Source organism: Hoeflea sp. TYP-13, assembly GCF_040932035.1.
In the GTDB taxonomy this organism is placed as follows: domain Bacteria; phylum Pseudomonadota; class Alphaproteobacteria; order Rhizobiales; family Rhizobiaceae; genus Hoeflea_A.
This window is the reverse complement of sequence record NZ_JBFRBB010000002.1, coordinates 1,003,012-1,024,308: the sequence shown is the minus strand read 5'-3', so window position 1 is coordinate 1,024,308 and position 21,297 is coordinate 1,003,012. Positions and strand designations below refer to the sequence as shown.

The following is a 21,297-nucleotide window of genomic DNA, read 5'->3' as shown; positions in this document are numbered from 1 at the left end:
TCGTTCCCCTTTTATTATTATCTGGTACTCATTTTTTCTGTTTTACTATCGGCAAAGTCACCTTGATTGCAAGCCCGCCGGACCGGGCTTTTGAAAAGCGTATCGTGCCGTCAAACGTGTCGATGCGTTCCTGCATATTTCTTATTCCCAGACCGCCGCCCTTGTTTCGCCGCTCGGCTCCGCGCGCCATGCCGACGCCGTCATCTTCGAGATGCAGAACAATCTTGTTGCCGCTACGGCAGAGCCTGATTTTAACGTTACGCGCCCCGGAATGCCGCGCAACATTGGTCAACGCCTCCTGTATGACGCGGTAAAGTGCCGTTTTGGCCTCATCGGGGAGCGTATCCTTGAGCGGTTCGGCCTCGACTTCGACCGCGATATCGCTTTGCCGTGAAAACTCGCTTCCCAGGCTCTTGAGCGCCGCGGCCAGCCCCATGTCGTCGAGGACCGAGGGGCGAAGGGCCATCGAAATGCGCCGCACCTCGGAAATGGCGTTGTCGAGCGCATTCATCGACTTTTCGATCGGCTCGGCTATGTCGTTTTTTCTGCGCGAACCGTTGAGCGCGCTTTCAAGGCCGTAGCGCGCCGAAACCAGCAACTGGCTGATGCTGTCGTGCAGTTCTCTTGAAACGCGCTTGCGCTCCTCTTCCTGAAAATCGACCTGACGGGCCGACAGTTCCTTCAGCCGGGCATCGGCAAAACGCTGTTCGGAAAGGCGCGCGGCCGCGATGGTTGTGGCCGTCAGCAGCACGGCGCCGAACATGAGGACAAATAGCACGAGACGCGTCTCGCGGACATTGCTTTGAAGCTCCCCTTGCACGGTCGCAACCTGGCGTGACACCTCGTCGAGATAGATGCCCGTTCCAAGCATCCAGTTCCATTTGTCCAGATACACCGAGTATCCGAGCTTTTTGACGTATTCGCCCGTCGAAGGCTTCTTCCAGATGAACGGGTAGAACTCGCCGCCCTGCTTGGCGCGGTCGATCAGGTCTTTTACAACGTGTTTGCCGTCCTCGTCCTCCAGCCCGATCCAGTTGCTGCCGATGAGGTAAGTCAGGCGCGGATTGACGATGTTGGTGCCATCCCCGTCATAGATGAAGAAATAGCTGTCCTCGCCGAAGGTCATTTTGCGGACAATCTCGGTGACCTGCCTCTGTGCCTGGCGTTTTGTTTTCAGTTTGGATGCGTAGATCGGGGTCAGCGCATTGCGCGCAAGCATCACATAGTTTTTCAGTTCGGTGTGTTTGAGGTCCAGATACAGGTCCTCGACTGTTTGCCCCTGAGAGCGCGACAGGCGCGTAGACTGAAAGTCGATGACGAAGATCATCGCTGCCGATATGAGAATCACCGGAAGCAGGGTGATTAAGAACAGTTTGGTCTTGAATTTCATGCGCACAAATCCGCGTTCGATCAGCCATATGCAAACGGCAGAGCCGGAAAAATGGCATATACGTACCCCGAATGCACGTGTGCGGTGGCCATCTCAGTAGTACTGCTGATAAAACTGGTATTTGCACGAATTGTGAAACTGTTGTCAAATGCTATGCAGGCCCGGCAACAGGTGGATAAATATCCGTTGCTACAGGCCTTTTTTGGGAGGATTTTAATGGAACGTCGTAAATTTCTGAAAGGTGCTGCGATTGCCGGCGCTGCTTCAACGCTCGCTGCACCTGCACTTGCACAGGGCAAAAAAGAGATGGTTATCGTGTCCACATGGCCACGTGACTTTCCCGGGCTTGGACTGCCGGCCCAGCGCCTGGCAGCCCGCATTGGCGAACTTACGGATGGTCGCCTCGACGTGCAGTATTTTGCTGCAGGGGAACGCGTCGGCGCCTTCGATTCGTTTGATGAAGTCGCCTCGGGTAACGCCCAGGCTTATATTGCCGCAGACTACTACTGGAAAGGCAAGCACCCCGGTTGGGCGCCTTTTACAGCCATTCCGTTTGGAATGACCTACACCGAGATCGACGCCTGGATCAAATATGGCGGCGGTCAGGAACTGTGGGATGAACTTGCAGACCAGTTCGGCCTCAAGAACCTTGCATGCGGCAACACCGGCGTGCAGATGGGCGGATGGTTCAACAAGGAAATCGAGAGCGCTGACGACCTGAAAGGTCTGAAGATGCGTATTCCTGGTCTTGGCGGCGACGTCATGGCCAAACTCGGTGCTTCTCCGGTCTCGCTGCCTGGCGGCCAGATCTATGAGAACCTTGTATCGGGCGCGATCGACGCAACCGAGTGGGTTGGTCCTTACAACGACTACTTCATGAAGTTTTATGAAGCAGCGAAATACTACTACTGGCCGGGTATGCATGAGCCGGGTGCTCAGATCGCCTTCGGCATGAACAAAGGCTGGTGGGAAGGCCTGACCAAAAACGAGCAGGCTATCATCCAGGCAGCGTGTAACGAAGAAAATGCACGCACCATGGCTGAAACCAACGCCTTCAACGGTGAGTATCTGAACCGTCTGATCAATGATCACGGCGTTCAGCTGCGCGAATTCAACGATGACGTCTATGACGCCTTCGGTGAAGCTGCCGCTGAGGTTATCGAGGAAGCGCGCGAGTTCGACGCTCTTTCCACGAAGATCTACGACGCCGTGCTTGAAAAACGCGCCGAACTCGGTGCCTGGACTGAGCTGTCCGATACGGCCTATGTCCAAAAACGTAACGCTGTGATCAATCAATAATAACAAGATCACGAGGCGCGAAGCTCGCGGGACGGGGCCAGCCCCGTCTCGCATTTGGAGGAAGCTTCGTCAGGGCATTCCAGAAGCACACTTGAGGAGCGATGCGGGGCAACGCCCATTTGCCCGCATGATCAAGCCGGCTGTAGAATCGGTTGTTCCGTGATATTGCTTGGCAGATTCATGCCCTGACCTGAGAATACCCAGCTGGGGGAACAACAATGGCGGAATCGCCAACGGCCCAAACGCAGCCGACCACATCTTTTTCAAAGTTTGTGCGATTTTTCGGCTGGTCGGTGCTGACCATTATGGTCGTGTTTTTAGTCAACAATTTCCTGTCGCACGGAGCTGGTTTTCCGGGTGCCGCCGCACCCTTGAGCGGCAATTCCGGATTTGGCGGATTTGTGCAGCTGGTGCTTTACCCGCTGGCAGTTGTCGCCTCGCTTGCCTTTGTGCTGAGGACCGGATCGACCACGCTGCGGACAGACGGCAAACGCATTGCCGCTATCAACACGTTCGTCATCAGGGCGGCCTTCTGGTGTGTCCTGATCGTCGGTGTTGGCGATGTGATCATTTCATTCATGCGCGTTGAAGGCATGCTTGAGGGATTGTTCGGCGAAGAGCTGACCAGCCAGCTTGGCCGATCGCAGTTTCGCGGCATGTACTTCCACATGCCGCTCATGGTTGTCGGCATATTGCTTGCCTGCTTCACCAGGACGCTTGGGTTTCACTGGTTGGCATTGTTGATTGTGATTGCCGAACTCGGCATTGTCTTCCTGCGGTTTATTTTTTCCTATGAGCAGGCGTTCATGTCGGACCTGGTGCGTTTTTGGTATGGCGCGCTGTTCCTGTTTGCCAGCGCTTATACGCTTCAGGAGGAGGGGCATGTGCGGGTTGACGTGTTTTATGCCGCCTTCACGGACAAGACGAAAGCGGTGGTCAACGCCGTCGGCACGCTTTTGATGGGCATCGTGTTCTGCTGGACAATCCTGATCGTCGGCATGGGGCAGAAGACTTCGATCATCAACAGCCCGGTGCTCAATTTTGAAGTCACCCAGGCCGGCTTCGGCATGTATGTGAAATACATGATGGCCGGTTTCCTGGCCATATTCGCCATTTCAATGATGATTCAATTTGTTAGCTACCTGCTGGAGGCCATAGCCGATTATCGCGGCGAGCCCGGGCACGTGGACCACGAGCCGATTGTGCAGTAGGGGCCGCTAGATCATGGAACTTTATTTTCTCGCCCTTCTGGTCCTGCTGATGGCGCTTGCGCTCGGGTCCGGATATCCGGTCGCCTTCGCACTCCCGGGATCGTCCATCGTCACCATTCTTCTCGCTGCGATCCTTGGCTATATTTTCGTTGGCGACACGGATGTCTTTTTTGCGCAGGGCGGTCCATCGCAATGGCTGAGCGCTGGCGTGACCAACCTTCGAGGGGTCTACTGGGAACCCGAGCGAGACACGCTGATCGCCATTCCGTTGTTCATCTTCATGGGGATCATGCTGCAGCGCTCGAAGATCGCTGAAGACCTGCTGATCACCATGGCGCAGCTCTTTGGTCCGATCCCCGGCGGACTTGGCATTTCGGTTGTCTTTGTGGGCGCATTGCTGGCTGCAACGACGGGGATTGTCGGTGCGACGGTCGTCGCCATGGGGCTGATTTCCTTACCCGCCATGCTGCGTAACAACTATTCGCAGCAGCTAGCGACCGGTACCATTGCGGCCTCCGGCACGCTCGGGCAGATCATTCCGCCGTCTATCGTGCTGATCATTCTGGCCGACCAGCTCACCAGCGCTGCAGACCAGGCAGGAACGGCCCGCAAGACGCTGTTTAAGGATTCCACCGGCGAACTGACAATGCCCAGCATATTTGATGTCGGATCGACCAGCGCGGGCGAAATGTTCCTCGGAGCCATAGTACCGGGCCTCGTGCTCGTCGGCCTCTATATGGTCTATATCCTGGTCTTTGCGGCAATCCGTCCTAAATCGGCACCGCCGGTTCATTATGAAGGCAAATTCGACACACGCTTCCTCGGGAAGGTTGTGTTGTCGCTGTTCCCGCCGCTGATTCTGATCTTTCTGGTCCTGGGCTCGATTATCGCGGGCATCGCGACAGTCAACCAGGCTGGTGCGATCGGAGCGGGCGGTGCACTCATCATGGCCGGCTACCGGCTGAGGGACGGGCACAAAAACGCCTACTATCCGGCAATCCTTGCAATCGTGTCGCTGGTCGCGCTGGCGTTCATCCTGACGACCTTCAACACGAATATCAAAAACATAAAGACAAGCGCCGATGTGACCGGTGTCACACTCGCCGTGCTCGCGGTCGTCGGTCTGATTGTTGCGCTTGCGTGGAGCGGATGGCGCTCGTTCAAGATCGAAAACACGCTTCAGGGCGTGATGATCGAAACGGCCAAGACCACCTCGCTTGTGTTCATCATTCTTCTGGGTGCGGCAATTCTGACGGCGGCATTCAGGGCCTTTGGCGGCGAGCATCTGGTGAAGGAATTCCTCAACGGCATTGCCGGTGGTTTCTGGACCAAGTTCGTCATCGTCATGGCGGTGATCTTTGTGCTCGGCTTTTTCCTTGATTTCATCGAGATTGCCGTTGTCGTGGTTCCGATCGTGGCGCCGATCCTGCTGGCCGACCCGTCGGCAAACGTAACGGCCGTATGGCTCGGTGTGATGATCGGCCTCAACATACAGACATCATTCCTGACGCCACCATTCGGATTTGCGCTGTTCTATTTGCGCGGGGTTGCTCCAGCGGCGGTCAAGACGCTGCAGATATACAAGGGTGTCATACCGTTTATCTGCATTCAGCTCATTGCGCTTGTCATCGTGGGCATGGTGCCGCAGCTGGTGAACTACCTGCCCAACCGGGTGGCGCTTCTGTCTGAAACGGCACCGCCGCCGCGAAATCCGCGCCTGACCTATTGTGTCGAGAAATTCATCAGCGAGGAACTTGCCGGCACGCGCGGCCAGTTGCTTGGTGAAGTCGAAAAGGTAAGCCAGCTCGACTACAGCATCCTGCCGAGCAAGCTTGCCAAATCGGTCACCGGCAGCTTTGGCAATGTGGAAAAAGCCATCAAGCTGCTGGACGATTCCGATGCCGCGGCCACCGCAATCGAAGAGGCGTCCGCCGACTACCAGCCTACGCACAGGAAAGTCCGGAACATACAACGCGAAATTCGTGGACTTGATGACCGGATTGAGGATCTGGAAGTGCTGATAGAGCGGTTGCGTGATCCGTCGCAAGAGGCGCAGAAGGAACGTCTCGAGGGACGCATGGCAAGACTGCAGGCGGACCGAGAGGCGCTAGCCGCGACCATTCCGGGTGACTGGCAGGAAACCTATGGCGAGTTTGATGCCCTGATCGAGGCTGAAAACGACCTGCGCCGACAGTATCGCCAGACCGCGGATAAAGCTTATGAGCCAGCCGCGGCACTGGTTGCCAGCCTCAATGCATTCGATGCATTCAAGGCGCTCGGTCCGGAACTCGAGGCGATCAGTGGTGATGTTGAAAACAATGAGCCGGCAGACATGACGGAACCGCTCAGTACCCTGTCGAAGAAATTCGGTGAGATCGAAGGTGCGTCTGATATCAAATCGGACCTGTCAAAGGCCCGCCGCGCTCTTCGCTCCAAAACACCGAGCAAGGAGAAAGCCCTGGCTGAAATCGAAAAGGCGATTGAGGAGTACAAGGAACAGCTGATCTGGCGTGAAAAGGCGGACACAGCGCTTAAGCCGGGCCTGACAGCCTATGTGGACGTGCTCAAACCGACCATCGGCATCCGCCAGCAACGCCGCCTCACACGTGAACAGGCACTGTATGTTGCGGGCTGTACTTCAGATCACAGGGATATTTCCCTGAAGTTCTAGATTTGGTGATCGGAAAGTCCTGGCGAAATCTCTCGCTACAACATGAAAATCCGGCTGCGGTTACGTTGATTAAGCGTGACCGCAGCCTCAACTTTTAGGCAGAATGCAGGGCTGCATATTGCCTTAGGTTGCAGCGTATGCGGTAATGGTAACCACCACTTGTGCAAAGGGTATTGCCATGTCCGTGTCCCATGATGTCGTGATTGTCGGAAGCGGCCCGCTCGGGATGGCGGCGGCACGGCGACTGGCGGAAAGGGGCGCAAGCGTCCTTGTGCTGGAACAGGGAGCCGCTATTGCGGATCCGCCGGGTTCGCATTTACGCAACAGCGAACAATTTCTAAAGCAGCCCGACACCTATCTTCCGGCCGCCACCGCCCATCTGGAGTTTATTGACGATACCGTTGACCAGGACGCTTTGCCGGGCGCCGCTGTTACGCGTGCCATCGGCGGGCAGGGCGTGATCTGGACCAATCTGTGCCCGCGCGGCGACGCCCTGTGGGATGCAATGACCGATAAGAAGTGGTCGGAGCGGTACCGGTTGGCTGAGCGCTATCTCGAAGTGCAATCTGACCGCCTGGACCGTTCGGTCCGCCAGCAGAAAATTGGTGCAGTGCTCAACGACTATGCCGGCCCGTCCGGACGCAGGGCAACAGCGTTGCCGGTGGCCGGCCGTTTCCGGGACGACGGCTTGCTGCATTACACGGGTTCGTTTGACATTCTGAATGCGGGTAATGGCGTTTCGGACCGGGTGACCATCGATCATGGGCGGGTTGAGCGGATTGTTACCGACGGTCATGTTGTTCGCCGACTGGAGACCGAAACCGGCCCGGTCGAGGCAGACACATATGTGATCGCGGGTGGGGCGATTTCGACGCCGCAGCTATTGTATCATTCCGGTATTCGTCCAAAAGCACTGGGCCGTTATCTGTCCTACCACCCGCTGGCGGTTTGCCAGATCGTCGTGGCACCTGAATTCTGTTCCGATGCCGGTGTCGCCGATGTCGATCCGCGCCTGCAGATCCGCCCTGGCGGGCGTGCGGAATGGTATACGCTTGTCCTGCACGATGTTTCACCTTTCACACCTGAAGGCGAGGATGCCGAGATTGCGTCGAACAGGCTGGTCGAAATTCAATCCATATGCCCGGTCGACAATGAGGAACACAAACGCGCCGTCTTCCACGAAGATGGACGCGTGACGTTCGACGTTCCCCTGTCAGATGCTGATCTCGGCCGCATGACGGGAGCGGAAAAGGAAGCGCGTGAAATCGCCAGTCTGATTGGTCGCCTGCGGGAGGGTTGCGATCCGGCGTGGATGCCTTTCGGGTTTGCGCACATGACCGGTACAACCCGGATGTCGGCGCTGGACAACGGCACCGGCGTTGCGGACTACAATGGCTGCGTATGGGGCTACGACAATCTTTATCTCGCCACCAACGGACTGATACCGACGAGAATGGCTGTCAATCCGACCCTGACCGGCGTCAGCCTTGCCATTCATGTGGCTGATCACATTGCCGTATAGAAGCTCACTTCAGTCAAAGGAATAGGGGATCGTGTCGCGGCTGTTGGGGTCGACCGACAGCTTTCGCTTCAGCGGCGGTACTGCCCGCTGATGACAGTCCGATCGCTCGCAGATGCGGCAGGATATGCCGATCGGTTCAAAGGCCGTGTCGCTGGCAAGGTCAAGGTCGTCCGCGTAGATGAGGGCGCCGGCATGTTTGATTTCGCAACCGAATGCGAGCGCGTAGCGCTGGACCGGATCGCGGAAACCACCGCTTGGTTTTGTCACCGCGGTTGCGAGGCACAGATAGCGCACGCCGTCGGGCGTCTCTGCAAGTTGCCTTAGTATGCGGGACGATGTGGCAAAGGCGTTATGAACGTTCCATAGCGGGCAGGCAGAGCCGAAGCGTGCAAATTGCAGTTTCGTTGCGCTGTGTCGCTTGGTGATATTGCCGGCCTGATCCACCCGGGCAAAGAAAAACGGAATGCCCTTGTTTCCGGGTCGCTGCAGGGTTGAGAGACGGTGCGCGACCTGCTCGATACTGGCACCGAACCGGTCTGCCAGAAGTTCCAGGTCGTGCCGGACTTCGCCTGCCGCGGCGAGAAATTCGCCATAGGGCAGGAGTGCGCTTCCAGCGAAATAGTTGGCAAGTCCGATCCGGCAGACCGCCGCTGCGTCCTGCGAGTGGAAGTTTGCCTTGTCGATGATTGCGGTCATGGTGTCGGCATGTTCCAAAAGGCCGATCTGGTGCGCCAGTTGGAACGCGTGGGTCGAAGGCGTCGCCTTGGGATTGACCGACAGGACGCGCGCGACAGGATCGTAGCGCCTGATGGCGTCAGCCTCTGTCGCGGCACCGCCGATGGCAACGCGCACTCGGTGATTGCGCTCGAGGTGGTCGGCCAGCGTTCGGACCCTGTTGCGGGTTGCGCCTTTTAGTCCGCCGGCAAGCTGTTCTGCCGCGATATCAAGCTCATGGACGTAATTGTCGAGATAGTGGAAGAAGTCGCGGACCTCCTCATATGGCGTAGGCTCATTCAGGCCGCCGGAGCGTTCCAGCGTATCGTCGAGTTCAGCCAATTGCTCACCGGCGCGCCGCAATGCCTGGTGCATTGCCAAAAATGCACGTGCTACTGTGGGCGTGTTCTGTGTGACCAGTTTCAGGTCCTGGGCGGACGGCTGCTGGCCCTTGAAAAGCGGGTCGGCGATGGCCTCGGCCATGTCCGCAAGCAGACGGTCGCTGTCATTTTCGGAAAGGCTGGCAATGTCGACCGAGAAGTTTTCAGCGAGCGCCAGCAGCACGGGCGCCGTGACGTGACGCTGGTTGTTTTCGATCTGGTTGAGATAACTCGTTGAAATGCCGAGCTGTTTGGCGAAATCCGCCTGAGTAAGACCGGTTTCTTGACGGATGCGGCGGATGTTGAGACCGATAAATAGTTTTCTGGCACGCATTTTTACAACTTTGCAAATTATAGTTTGCAAAATTAGCTATATCAACTTTGTTGCTATTTCAACCCTTTTGTCGCAACCGGCTGCACTGTAAACCAGAAGGAATCCAAAATCCTGCGGTCCCGGGGAGCGGCAAAATGCTTGAGGTTATCGAACAACTGGAAGAAAAACGCCGCGAGGCGCATCTGGGCGGTGGCCAGCGCCGCATCGACGCACAGCACGCTAAAGGCAAGCTAACGGCGCGGGAGCGGCTGGAAGTCCTCCTCGATGAAGGATCGTTCGAAGAATACGACATGTACAAGGCGCATCGATGCGCCGATTTCGGCATGCAGGACCAGCAGATTGCCGGTGACGGTGTGGTGACCGGCTGGGGAACCATCAACGGCCGTCCGACCTATGTCTTCAGCCAGGATTTCACCGTTTTCGGCGGTTCGCTTTCGGAAACCCATGCGGAAAAGATCTGCAAGGTCATGGATCTCGCCGTGCAGAACGGCGTGCCGCTGATCGGCCTCAACGATTCCGGCGGCGCGCGCATACAGGAGGGCGTTGCCTCGCTCGGCGGCTATGCCGAGGTTTTCTGGCGCAATGTTCAGGCATCCGGTGTCATTCCGCAGATTTCGGTCATCATGGGCCCGTGCGCCGGCGGCGCCGTCTATTCTCCCGCAATGACGGATTTCATCTTCATGGTGAAGGATACGAGCTACATGTTCGTGACCGGTCCGGATGTGGTGAAGACTGTCACCAACGAGATCGTCACTGCCGAGGAGCTTGGCGGAGCATCGACACACACGAAAAAGTCATCCGTCGCCGACGGGGCGTTTGAAAACGACGTGGAGGCGCTGTTGGAAGTGCGCCGGATGTTCGACTTCCTGCCGCTCTCGAACCGCAAGAAGCCGCCGGTCAGGCAAACGCCTGACCCCTACGACCGTGTCGAAATGAGCCTCGATACGCTGGTGCCGGACAATGCAAACAAGCCGTACGATATGCACGAGGTGATCGTGAAGGTTGCCGATGAGGGCGAGTTCTTCGAGATACAGAGGGATTTCGCCGGCAACATCCTTTGCGGCTTCATCCGCCTGAACGGTTCGACCATTGGCGTTGTAGCCAATCAGCCGATGGTGCTTGCCGGTTGCCTTGATATCGACAGTGCCAAGAAGGCGGGCCGGTTCGTGCGGTATTGCGACGCCTTCAACATTCCGATCCTCACCCTTGTCGATGTGCCGGGCTTCCTGCCGGGCACCGCGCAGGAATATGGCGGCATCATCAAGCACGGCGCCAAGCTGCTTTTCGCCTATGCGGAAGCAACCGTGCCGAAAGTTACGGTCATTACCCGCAAGGCCTATGGTGGCGCCTATGATGTGATGGCCTCGAAGCACATTCGCGCCGACGTCAACTACGCGTGGCCAACGGCTGAAATCGCAGTGATGGGCGCAAAGGGTGCGACCGAAATCCTTTATCGTTCGGAACTCGGCGATCCGGACAAGATCGCGCAGCGCACGAAGGATTACGAAGACCGGTTTGCCAATCCGTTCGTCGCAGCACAACGCGGCTTTATCGATGAGGTGATCATGCCGCATTCGACCCGCCGCCGCATCGGAAGGGCCTTTGAGCTGCTGAAGACCAAACAGGTCGAGGGTCCAGCCAAGAAACACGATAACATTCCGCTTTAGAGGTCAGGTTGATGTTCAAGAAAATACTCGTCGCCAATCGTGGCGAAATCTCCTGCCGGGTCTTCAAGACCGCAAAACGGATGGGCATTGGCACGGTCGCGGTCTATTCAGAGGCCGACCGCAATGCACTTCACGTCGATATGGCCGATGAAGCCGTTTTCATCGGTGCAGCCCCGGCTGCGGAGAGTTATCTTGTCATCGACAAGATCATCGATGCCTGCAAGCAGACCGGAGCCGAAGCGGTACATCCGGGATATGGCTTTTTGTCTGAGCGCGCTGAATTCGCCGAACGGCTTGCCGCCGAAGGCATCGCTTTCATCGGACCGCCGAAAGGTGCGATCGAGGCGATGGGCGACAAGATCACCTCGAAAAAAATCGCTGCCGATGCGGACGTTTCGACCGTTCCTGGTGTTATGGGACTGATTGAAGACGCGGAGCATGCCGTCAAGATCGCCTCCGGCATCGGCTATCCGGTGATGATCAAGGCGAGTGCCGGCGGCGGCGGCAAAGGCATGCGCATCGCCTGGAACGATGCGGAAGCGCGCGAAGGTTTCGAGCGCTCCAAATCCGAAGCTGCCTCAAGCTTTGGCGATGACCGGATCTTTATCGAAAAATTCGTTACCGAGCCGCGCCATATCGAAATCCAGGTGCTGGCGGATACAAAAGGCAATTGCATTTATCTGGGCGAGCGTGAGTGTTCCATCCAGCGCCGCAATCAGAAGGTGATCGAAGAAGCGCCGTCTCCATTCCTTGATGCCGAGACCCGGAAGGCAATGGGCGAACAGGCCGTGGCGCTTGCCAAAGCAGTCGACTATGCCAGCGCAGGAACGGTTGAGTTTATCGTCGACAAGGAGCGCAATTTCTATTTCCTGGAAATGAATACGCGGCTTCAGGTGGAGCATCCCGTCACCGAACTGATTACCGGCGTGGATCTTGTCGAGCAGATGATCCGTGTTGCCGCCGGCGAAGAACTTGCCATCAGCCAGGAAGACGTCAAACTCAATGGATGGGCGGTCGAAAGCCGGCTCTACGCGGAAGATCCCTATCGCAACTTCCTGCCGTCGATCGGCCGATTGACGCGCTACCGCCCGCCACAGGAAGGCGAGGGCAGCGATGGCCATATCGTGCGTAACGATACCGGCGTCTTCGAGGGCGGCGAGATATCGATGTTCTATGATCCGATGATCGCAAAACTCTGCACCTGGGCGGAAGACCGCAACACCGCGGTCGAAAAGATGTCCGACGCGCTGGATCATTTCGAGGTGGAAGGGATCGGTCACAATATTCCGTTCCTGTCGGCGGTTATGGATCATGACCGCTTCCGGTCGGGCAACATCACCACGGCGTTCATTGCGGAGGAGTATCCGGACGGTTTTCACGGTGTCGAAGTCGATTGCCAGATGAGCAAGGACCTTTCGGCTGTTGCCGTGGTGCTTGATGCGATCGAGCGCGAACGTGGCGCCAGTGCGAGTAAAGACCGGTTCGAAAACGGGGCTGCAAACTCGGGTAAGACCGTGCGCCTGGATCGCGAAAACACACGCGCCATTCTGGAGCGTGACGGCGCCGAATATGTTGTCACGATCGGTGAGGGATCGCCGCAGCGCCTGTTGACTGACTGGCAGCCCGGCGACACGCTTGCGAAGGTGTCAATTGACGGACTGCCGACAGCCTTCAAGGTCGATCCTGTGCCGGGCGGTTACCGTCTCCGGCATCGTGGTGTCGATCAGAAAGTTCAGGTTCTTTCCAACCGTGTTGCGGAACTGGCTGCCCTTATGCCGGAAAAACTGCCGCCCGACACTTCCAACATGCTGCTTTGCCCGATGCCGGGACTGGTTGTGGCGCTGCATGTCGAAGAAGGCGCGCAGGTGCAGGAAGGCCAGGCGCTGGCGATTGTCGAAGCCATGAAGATGGAAAACGTACTGCGGGCGGAACGGTCCGCGAAGGTGGCAAAAATCCCGGTTGGCGTGGGTGACAGTCTTGCAGTCGACGAAGTGATTATGGAGTTCGAGGCGTGACACCGGACCAAAGTCCCCTGGCAATTGACAGGCAGGACACATTTCTGGGGCGTGAAATCGGACGCCTTTCTTACGGGTGCTGGCGATTGCCGGGCGCGCCGCAGGCAGAGGTTGCCGCAAAGATCGATGCCGCGCTCGAAATCGGCGCCAATCTGATCGACACGGCGGCGGTATACGGCTTCGGAGGCGACGGATTCGGTGCTGCCGAGGCAATGCTCGGAAAACTGATTGCCGAACGTCAGTCGCTGAGAGATGACATCGTTCTGGTTACCAAGGGCGGCATCACTCCGCCATTGCCCTACAATTCATCAGCAGAGCATCTGATTGCTTCTTGCGAAGCCTCACTCCAGCGGCTGAACTGCGATCATGTCGATCTGTTTCTCGTTCATCGCCCGGACAACCTGACCGGTCATGCTGCGGTGGCTGAGGCGCTTGGCGAGCTGGTGCGGAGTGGTAAAGCGCGTGCAGTCGGCGTTTCCAACTACACACTTGAGCAGACCCGCGCGCTCCAGCACTTTCTCGATGAGCCTATTGTTGCAACGCAGCCGGAAATCTCCGCATGGTGTACGGAAACACTGTTTAACGGAGTCCTGGATCACGCACAGAGTGCGTCCATGTTGCCAATGGCCTGGTCGCCTCTCGCAGGAGGATCGCTGGCAACGGGCATTGCGCCTGGAGGATCGCCCGATCGCTTCCCGGATCTGATTGCCGTGATCGATCGCATTGCGGGCGACAACAATTCGACAAGGGACTGCGTTGCCCTTGCCTGGCTGCTTGCTCATCCGGCCGGCATCGTCCCCATTTTGGGCACCCAGTCGCCGGAGCGGATCCGGGCGGCTGCCGGCGCCTTCGACATCAATATGAACCGCCGCGACTGGTACGACATTCTCGAAGCCAGCCTCGGCGAGCGGATGCCATGAGGAATTGACCATGACCAATACAAACCGTGACTGGATTGACCTCGCGACAAAAGAGCTGAAGGGAAAGGACCCTTCCACGCTCAACTGGGAGACGCCCGAAGGCATCACCATCAAGCCGCTCTACGGCGCGGATGATCTTCCGGCGTCCGCTACTCAGGAACTGCCGGGATTTGCGCCATTCACCCGTGGCATTAAAGCAACCATGTATGCCGGACGCCCCTGGACGATCCGCCAATATGCAGGCTTTTCGACGGCCGAGGAATCCAACGCGTTCTACCGCAAGAACCTTGCCGGCGGTCAAAAGGGCCTCTCGGTCGCCTTCGATCTGGCCACCCACCGCGGATATGATTCCGACCATCCGCGCGTCGTCGGCGATGTCGGCAAGGCCGGTGTGGCAATCGATTCCGTTGAGGACATGAAAATCCTTTTTGACGGCATTCCGCTTGATCAAATGTCGGTGTCGATGACGATGAACGGCGCGGTCATTCCGGTTCTGGCGATGTTTATTGTGGCGGGCGAGGAGCAGGGCGTTGACCGCTCGCTATTGTCCGGCACGATCCAGAACGATATCCTCAAAGAGTTCATGGTGCGCAACACCTATATTTATCCGCCGGAATCGTCGATGCGCATCGTTGCCGACATTATCGACTATACGGCGCGCGAGATGCCGAAGTTCAACTCGATTTCGATCTCCGGCTATCACATGCAGGAAGCCGGTTCGACATTGGCGCAGGAGCTCGCCTATACGCTCGCCGACGGCATGGAATATGTGCGCGCTGCCATGAGCAAAGGGCTCGATGTCGACGCCTTTGCCGGCCGGCTGTCCTTCTTCTTCTGTATAGGCATGAACTTCTTCATGGAAGCTGCAAAACTGCGTGCGGCGCGCCAGATCTGGGCGAAGATCATGACGGATTTCGGCGCCAAGTCCGAACGCTCCAAAATGCTGCGCACGCATTGCCAGACATCCGGCGTTTCGCTGACGGAGCAGGACCCGTACAACAACGTCGTACGCACTGCGTTCGAGGCGATGGCTGCAGCCCTTGGTGGCACCCAGTCGCTGCATACTAACTCGTTTGACGAGGCAATCGCCCTGCCGACGGAGTTCTCGGCGCGCATTGCCCGAAATACGCAGCTCATTTTGCAGCATGAAACAGGCGTTACCAACGTCGTCGATCCGCTGGGCGGTTCCTACTATGTCGAGGCGCTGACAAAAGAGCTGGTCGACGAAGCCTGGCGGATGATCGAGGAGGTCGAAAGCCTTGGCGGAATGACCAAGGCGGTGGAACAGGGACTTCCAAAGATGCGGATCGAAGAGGCCGCCGCCCGGCGCCAGGCCCGTGTCGACAAGGGCGAGGATGTCATTGTTGGCGTCAATCGCTTCCGCCTGGAAGACGAGCCGAAGGTCGATATCCTGGAGATCGACAACGCAAAAGTCCGCGACGCACAGGTTGCCAGACTGCACAAGATTCGCGACACGCGCGACAGGGCGGCTTGCGATGCGGCGCTGCAGGCGCTGGAGGATGTGGCTGCGTCCGGCGGCGGCAACCTGTTGGAAGCCGCAGTCGAAGCCGCGCGGGCCCGCGCCAGTCTTGGTGAGATTTCCGATGCGATGGAGCGCGCTTTCAATCGCCACAAAGCGACCACACGGGTTATCTCCGGCATCTATGGCGACGCCTACAAGGACGATGCGCAATATCAGCTGATCCAGAAAAAGATTGCCGAGTATCAAAAGGAACGTCAGCGCGAGCCGCGTATTCTCGTCGCCAAGATGGGACAGGACGGCCACGATCGTGGTGCGAAAGTAATTGCCACCGCCTTTGCCGATATGGGCTTCGATGTCGAATTGTCCGACATGTTCGAAACCCCGCCGGAAGTCGCATCAAAGGCCATTGCAAGCGATGTTGATGTCATCGGTGTTTCATCGCTTGCCGCCGGCCACCGCACGCTGGTGCCCGACCTGATCCGTGAGCTCAAGGCCTCGGGCCGCGACGACATAATCGTCATATGCGGCGGGGTCATTCCGGAACAGGATTACGAATTCCTGCAGGAATCCGGCGTTACGGCGATATTCGGGCCCGGATCAAATGTCCTGGACGCGGCGAATGTCGTCCTCGCGGAGGTCGCCGGGATGCGTCGGAACCGCTAACCGGACATTTCAACAAACTTTATCGATAGATCCCATCCGGGCATGCCGGATGGGGAGAGGCCATTGCGGCCAATGGGAGGGATATTATGGAAATCGGATTTATCGGGCTCGGTAATATGGGTGCGCCGATGGCTCAGAACCTGTCAAAGGCGGGGCATCGCGTCGCCGGCTTTGATGTTGCAGGCGTTACCGTTGAGGGCGTGGAGACTGTCGGGTCGGCCGGTGAAGCGGCAGGCGGTCGCGATGCGGTCATCACAATGCTGCCGAACGGTGCGATCCTGCGGTCTGTCTTTGAGGAAATCGTGCGTAACGGAAAAAAGGGCGCCGTCTTCATTGACTGTTCGACGGTCGATGTCGAAAGCGCGCGTGCCGCGCATGAACTTGCCGAAAAAACAGGGCTTCTGTCTGTCGATGCACCGGTATCGGGCGGCATCGGCGGCGCGGCTGGCGGTACGTTGACTTTCATGGCGGGCGGGTCACAGGAAAGCTTCGATGCCGCCAGCCCGCTTTTCGACATCATGGGGCAAAAAGCCGTTCATTGCGGTGGTCCGGGCGCCGGACAGGCGGCCAAGATCTGCAACAATATGATTCTCGGTATCTCCATGATCGGTGTATGCGAGGCCTTTGCGCTCGGCGACAAGCTCGAACTTGACAGGCAAAAGCTGTTTGACGTGGTCTCAACGTCATCGGGTTCATGCTGGTCGGTCAATACCTACTGTCCGGCGCCGGGTGTAGGACCCAGCAGTCCGGCCGACAACGAATACAAACCCGGTTTTGCGGCAGAGTTGATGCTGAAGGATCTGCTATTGAGCCAGCAGGCCGCCGGCGCCGTTGATGCCGCGACGCCTTTGGGTGCCCTTGCAAGCGCTCTTTACCAGTCTTTTGTGAATGACGGTGGAAAGGGCCGGGATTTTTCCGCCATGTTGCCGCACCTTGCAGAAAAGGGGCATGGAAGCGGATAGGGGAGGCAACCGTCAATATTGTAACGATGAGATAAAGCAGTACCGCGACCCTATTCTGATTTGCTGTTTCCACTATTATCGGTGCGACTCGCTCCATGGCGACGGTAAACGGAACGGGAGAAAGTAAATTTGCTGAGCAAACGTCTGCCCCTGTTTGTACTGTTCGGTGGTGTGGCAGGTGTCCTAATCGGCCTGTTCAGCCCGTTGCTGACGGCAGTAATCGCGCCAGTGGGCAACATCTACATCCGGCTTATGGAAGTCGTGGTTCTCCCCTATCTCATCTCCTCTCTGGTGCTCGGCCTTGGGCAGCTTGCTCCGCAGAACGCCATTAAGCTGTTTAAAAAGAGCTGGGCCAGCTACCTTACCCTCTGGGCAACCACCTTCATTGTCTTGCTGGTCGCGGCCTCGACCGTTCCGCTTGTTGAGCGGGCGGCCGTCGTCAATTTCTCCGATACGCTGGCAACAAGCGCCGGACCCAATTCGTCGCTGATCGACCTGCTTGTTCCGGACAATTTTTTCCAGGCGCTGACTAACAATTACATACCTTCCATCGTCCTCATCGGGCTTATATTCGGAATAGCCGTTCAGCAAAGCGAAAAGCCGGCCGAACTTCTGGCCATGCTTTCGGCAATTCGTGTTGCCTGTATCAGAATCTGGGGCTGGATCGTCTTTCTGGCGCCGGTAGGCGTTTGCGCCCTGTTCGCAGATACCATCGGTTCTATGGATCCCGACGGGTATGCCGCCATGACGATCTATATCGTTGTCGTTATGCTGTCGGCACTGGTGCTGGGGCTGTGGATCCTGCCGATGATGCTCACAGCCTTCTTGCCCATGCGTTATTGGGAGATCATGTCGGAGTTGAAGGAGGCATTCCTGATTTCGATCGTGACGTCGCTGTCGGTCGCTTCCCTGCCGATGATTCAGTCTGCGGCGCAGAGAATTGCCAGGAAACACTGTGCAAACGAAAACGAAAGCGAGCAAAGGGAAATCATCCAGACGACACTGTCGATCAGCTATCCGCTGGCACAGATCGGCAACTTCTTCATTCTGGCGTTTTTGCTTTATGCCTCGTTCTACTTTTTCATTCCCTTGAGCGGATTGCAGCTTCTTGAGCTGCCCTTCGTGACGCTGATGTCCGGCATCGGCTCACCGACATCCTCCATTGGTGCTGTCAGCTTTATGGCAAGCTGGCTCAACATGCCCAGCGAAACGACAAATCTCTATGTCGAGACGATGGCGATAACCCGATATGCCCAGGTTCTGGCATCTGTGGCCGGATTTGCGTTTATCACTTTTCTTGTGACATTCACTTTTTATGGTCGCATCCGGTTTGATATCAAACGGTTTGCTTTAACCGTGGCCGTGGCGGTTGTTTGCCTGTCGGGAATCTGGTCGCTTGGGCGCTGGGGCGGCACACACATTCAGCTGCATTCCGAGACAAACTATCTGGCAATGGGGCTACCCGATGAATTGCAGGCGCTTGGTGATCAGAACCTGGTGTCAAGGCTTGGCCCATTACCGTCCGCTACAGCGAATGCCGCTACTGCGGCTTCCGGAAAAGGGGATGACGGACGAGTCGATGTGCTGGGCCTTATTCAAACCAAATCTGTCTTGCGGGTCGGTATAAACCCGAATGTCATGCCGTTTACTTACGAAAACAATGACGGGCGCCTTGTCGGCTACGATGTCGAGATGATGTACCGTTTTGCGCAAAGCATGAATGTCGAACTCGCCTTCATTCCCTATTCCTGGCAAACGCTGACTAAAGACCTGGCCGACTACAAATTCGATATCGCAATCGGCGGCATTTATATTACCAACTACCGGCTGGAGAACGTTACCGTCAGCAACCCGTATTATGAGAACCCGCTGGCGCTGATCGTGCGGACCGATCAGATCGATGATTTCTCCTCGCGCAGCAAGATCAACGCGATCGAAAACCTGACGATCGCGGTTTTCGACGATCCGGTGCTGGTTCCGCAAGCCAAGCGCAGCTTTCCCTCTGCAAAAATCAAGGTTGTCAAAAATTATGACGGTCTTGCCGAATTGCAGGATGTGGATGCAGCCATCTGGACGCTCGAACAGGCAAGGGCGTGGGCAATCTCACATGAAGGCTTTTCCACTGCAGTGCCGCGCGATACCGCAAGCCGCTTTCTTTTCGGCTACCTGATGCCGCCCAATTCACCGAGCCTGTCGGACTATTTGAATTACTGGATGGGGCTGCAGAAGGACAATGGGGTTCTGGCAGATATGGCAAAGCGCTGGATTGACCCTGCGGCAACGGATGTGTCCGGAATTTAATAACACGAACCGGAACGGTCCAAGGCTGTATCTGACGGGCCGTAAACGGGCGATGCGTCCGGATTTGCAGCTTCTTGCGCATTGCTATTGGATTTTTTTCAAAACGCGACCATCTTAATGGAATGAATATTCGTCCTGACAAACAGTCCATGGGCTACCGGCTCGAAGTGGTGCCGCTTTCCGGCGAAACCGTTGCGCGGCACGGCGATACGGTTATCGCCTCCAGCAATGCTGCAAAAATCATGCATGAGACCAGGTTGCCGTCGGTGGTCTATTTCCCACAGGAAGACGTCACCGCCACCTTGCTTGCAACGACCGGCCACCGGACGTTCTGCCCGTTCAAGGGCACAGCAACCTATTGGGATGTCCAGGTGGGTGACGAGGTATTTGCCAACGGTGCCTGGACCTACAAAAATGCAATTCCCGAGGCAAAGGATGTCGAGGGTTATGTCGGCTTCATGTCGAATGTATTGAGCGCCGTTGATCTTGCCGACGGTGAGGCGAAGGCCGAAGACCACGGCAACATATCCGGCCCGACGATCGATTGGATCATGCGCGAAGCCTGGCTGTGCCCCACTCCTGAGGAACTGACCGAGGCAATAGCACGCAAATTCAATGAAGATGGCATCGCCATTTCCAGAATGAGCGTGATGATCTGGTCGCTGCACCCGATGATAGCCGGAAAAAACTACGTCTGGTCAAAGAAGGACGGAGTAAAGACCTACACGCCGTCATACGACATTCTTGATCACCCGGCCTTCGTGAACAGCCCAATTCGTCATGTCACCAATGGCCTCGGCGGTGTGCGGCAGAACCTGCTTGCCGAGAAAGCCGAATTCAGTTTCCCGATCATGGATGATCTGAAGGCGGAGGGCGCCACCGACTATGTGGCAATGCCATTGTGGTTTTCAAACGGCCAGATCAACGTCCTGACGCTCACATGCGATCATCCGAACGGCTTTACCACGGCCAATCTAGGACTTGTGTTTGAATGCTCGTCTGTGATCAGCCGGCTCTACGAGGTCTTCAACCTGCGCGAAAATGCCTCTTCGTTGCTGGAGACTTATCTCGGCAAACGCACCGGTGCGCGTGTGCTCGGTGGTGAAATCCGCAGGGGTGACGGCGATCAGATCGATGCCGCCATCTTGTTTTGCGACCTGCGCGGCTCGACAAGACTTGAAGAGGAAATGGGCCGTGATGATTATCTTGTTCTTCTAAACAAGTTTTTCGACACGACGGCCCGGATTATCAACGAACATGGCGGCGAGGTATTGAAATTCATCGGAGACGCCGTGCTGGCGATCTTTCCGACCGGTGACGACCCGTCACATGCCTGCCAGCAGGCGCTCGCGTCTGCGCTTGAAATCGATCGCGAGATCAACAATGGCGCCGGCGAAGAAACAGGTGCCGATTTCGGCTGTGTATCCGGCCTTGCCTTCGGGAATGTCACCTACGGCAATGTCGGTTCGGAGGAGCGACTCGATTTCACCGTCATTGGATCGGCGGCAAATGTGGCAGCAAGACTGGGCGACCTAGGCAAGCAGCTCGGCCATTCCATTGTGACGACGGGCACTCTTGCCAAAGGTGACGATGGTTCCATGCGTTCACTCGGAGAGTTTGATCTTCACAACGTATCGGCAGCGATCGAGGCGTTCGCTCCCGTTGCAGATGTTCATGCCGGAATAAAATAGCACATTGCAATTTTTCGGGACAATTCCGTCGGTGCCGCTAAAAGGAATATCAGTCCAGTTATTCCGGTGATCCG

The 21,297-nt window shown here is 57.0% G+C and carries 13 protein-coding genes; 11 read left to right on the top strand and 2 right to left on the bottom strand.

The window, feature by feature from the left end; genetic code table 11:
- Positions 1 to 28 precede the first annotated feature (28 nt).
- Positions 29 to 1,390 (bottom strand): cache domain-containing protein, encoded by a 1,362-nt coding sequence (locus ABVT35_RS14980; RefSeq protein WP_368467393.1) that lies wholly within the window; start codon positions 1,388 to 1,390, stop codon positions 29 to 31.
- 216 nt (positions 1,391 to 1,606) lie between these two features.
- Here ABVT35_RS14980 and ABVT35_RS14975 point away from each other — a divergent pair, with 216 nt between their 5' ends.
- The 4 genes from ABVT35_RS14975 (at position 1,607) to ABVT35_RS14960 (ending at position 8,093) form a co-directional block, all read left to right on the top strand.
- The gene (locus ABVT35_RS14975) at positions 1,607 to 2,689 is read left to right on the top strand and encodes a TRAP transporter substrate-binding protein (protein WP_368467392.1); all 1,083 of its coding nucleotides are present in this window, start codon (positions 1,607 to 1,609) and stop codon (positions 2,687 to 2,689) included.
- Positions 2,690 to 2,907: 218 nt separating this feature from the next.
- Entirely contained in the window at positions 2,908 to 3,900 is a 993-nt protein-coding gene (locus tag ABVT35_RS14970) for a TRAP transporter small permease subunit (protein WP_368467391.1), read from the top strand.
- 13 nt (positions 3,901 to 3,913) lie between these two features.
- Positions 3,914 to 6,571 (top strand): TRAP transporter large permease subunit, encoded by a 2,658-nt coding sequence (locus ABVT35_RS14965; protein WP_368467390.1) that lies wholly within the window; start codon positions 3,914 to 3,916, stop codon positions 6,569 to 6,571.
- 178 nt (positions 6,572 to 6,749) lie between these two features.
- On the top strand, positions 6,750 to 8,093 hold the full coding sequence (locus ABVT35_RS14960; protein WP_368467389.1) for an FAD-dependent oxidoreductase: 1,344 nt from the start codon (positions 6,750 to 6,752) through the stop codon (positions 8,091 to 8,093).
- A 9-nt stretch (positions 8,094 to 8,102) separates the two neighbouring features.
- On the opposite strand, the gene ABVT35_RS14955 is transcribed toward ABVT35_RS14960, so the two are convergent.
- A complete protein-coding gene (locus ABVT35_RS14955; protein ID WP_368467388.1) occupies positions 8,103 to 9,521 on the bottom strand; it encodes a short-chain fatty acyl-CoA regulator family protein in 1,419 nt (472 codons plus the stop codon).
- Between the two features lie 134 nt (positions 9,522 to 9,655).
- Between ABVT35_RS14955 and ABVT35_RS14950 the strand changes: the two genes are divergently transcribed.
- From ABVT35_RS14950 to ABVT35_RS14920, 7 genes are all read left to right on the top strand, one after another.
- Positions 9,656 to 11,188 (top strand): acyl-CoA carboxylase subunit beta, encoded by a 1,533-nt coding sequence (locus tag ABVT35_RS14950; protein WP_368467387.1) that lies wholly within the window; start codon positions 9,656 to 9,658, stop codon positions 11,186 to 11,188.
- An 11-nt stretch (positions 11,189 to 11,199) separates the two neighbouring features.
- Positions 11,200 to 13,203: an acetyl-CoA carboxylase biotin carboxylase subunit gene (locus ABVT35_RS14945; RefSeq protein WP_368467386.1), complete on the top strand. Its 2,004-nt coding sequence runs from the start codon at positions 11,200 to 11,202 to the stop codon at positions 13,201 to 13,203.
- Positions 13,200 to 14,123, top strand: coding sequence for an aldo/keto reductase family oxidoreductase (locus ABVT35_RS14940; RefSeq protein WP_368467385.1), 924 nt, complete (start codon positions 13,200 to 13,202; stop codon positions 14,121 to 14,123). The genes ABVT35_RS14945 and ABVT35_RS14940 overlap by 4 nt, the downstream gene beginning before the upstream one ends.
- Before the next feature lie 10 nt (positions 14,124 to 14,133).
- Positions 14,134 to 16,269: a methylmalonyl-CoA mutase gene (scpA, locus tag ABVT35_RS14935; protein ID WP_368467384.1), complete on the top strand. Its 2,136-nt coding sequence runs from the start codon at positions 14,134 to 14,136 to the stop codon at positions 16,267 to 16,269.
- A gap of 86 nt (positions 16,270 to 16,355) precedes the next feature.
- The gene (mmsB, locus tag ABVT35_RS14930) at positions 16,356 to 17,231 is read left to right on the top strand and encodes a 3-hydroxyisobutyrate dehydrogenase (RefSeq protein ID WP_368467383.1); all 876 of its coding nucleotides are present in this window, start codon (positions 16,356 to 16,358) and stop codon (positions 17,229 to 17,231) included.
- A gap of 129 nt (positions 17,232 to 17,360) precedes the next feature.
- Positions 17,361 to 19,532: a cation:dicarboxylase symporter family transporter gene (locus ABVT35_RS14925; RefSeq protein ID WP_368467382.1), complete on the top strand. Its 2,172-nt coding sequence runs from the start codon at positions 17,361 to 17,363 to the stop codon at positions 19,530 to 19,532.
- Positions 19,533 to 19,654: 122 nt separating this feature from the next.
- Entirely contained in the window at positions 19,655 to 21,223 is a 1,569-nt protein-coding gene (locus ABVT35_RS14920) for a DUF427 domain-containing protein (protein WP_368467381.1), read from the top strand.
- Positions 21,224 to 21,297 lie beyond the last annotated feature (74 nt).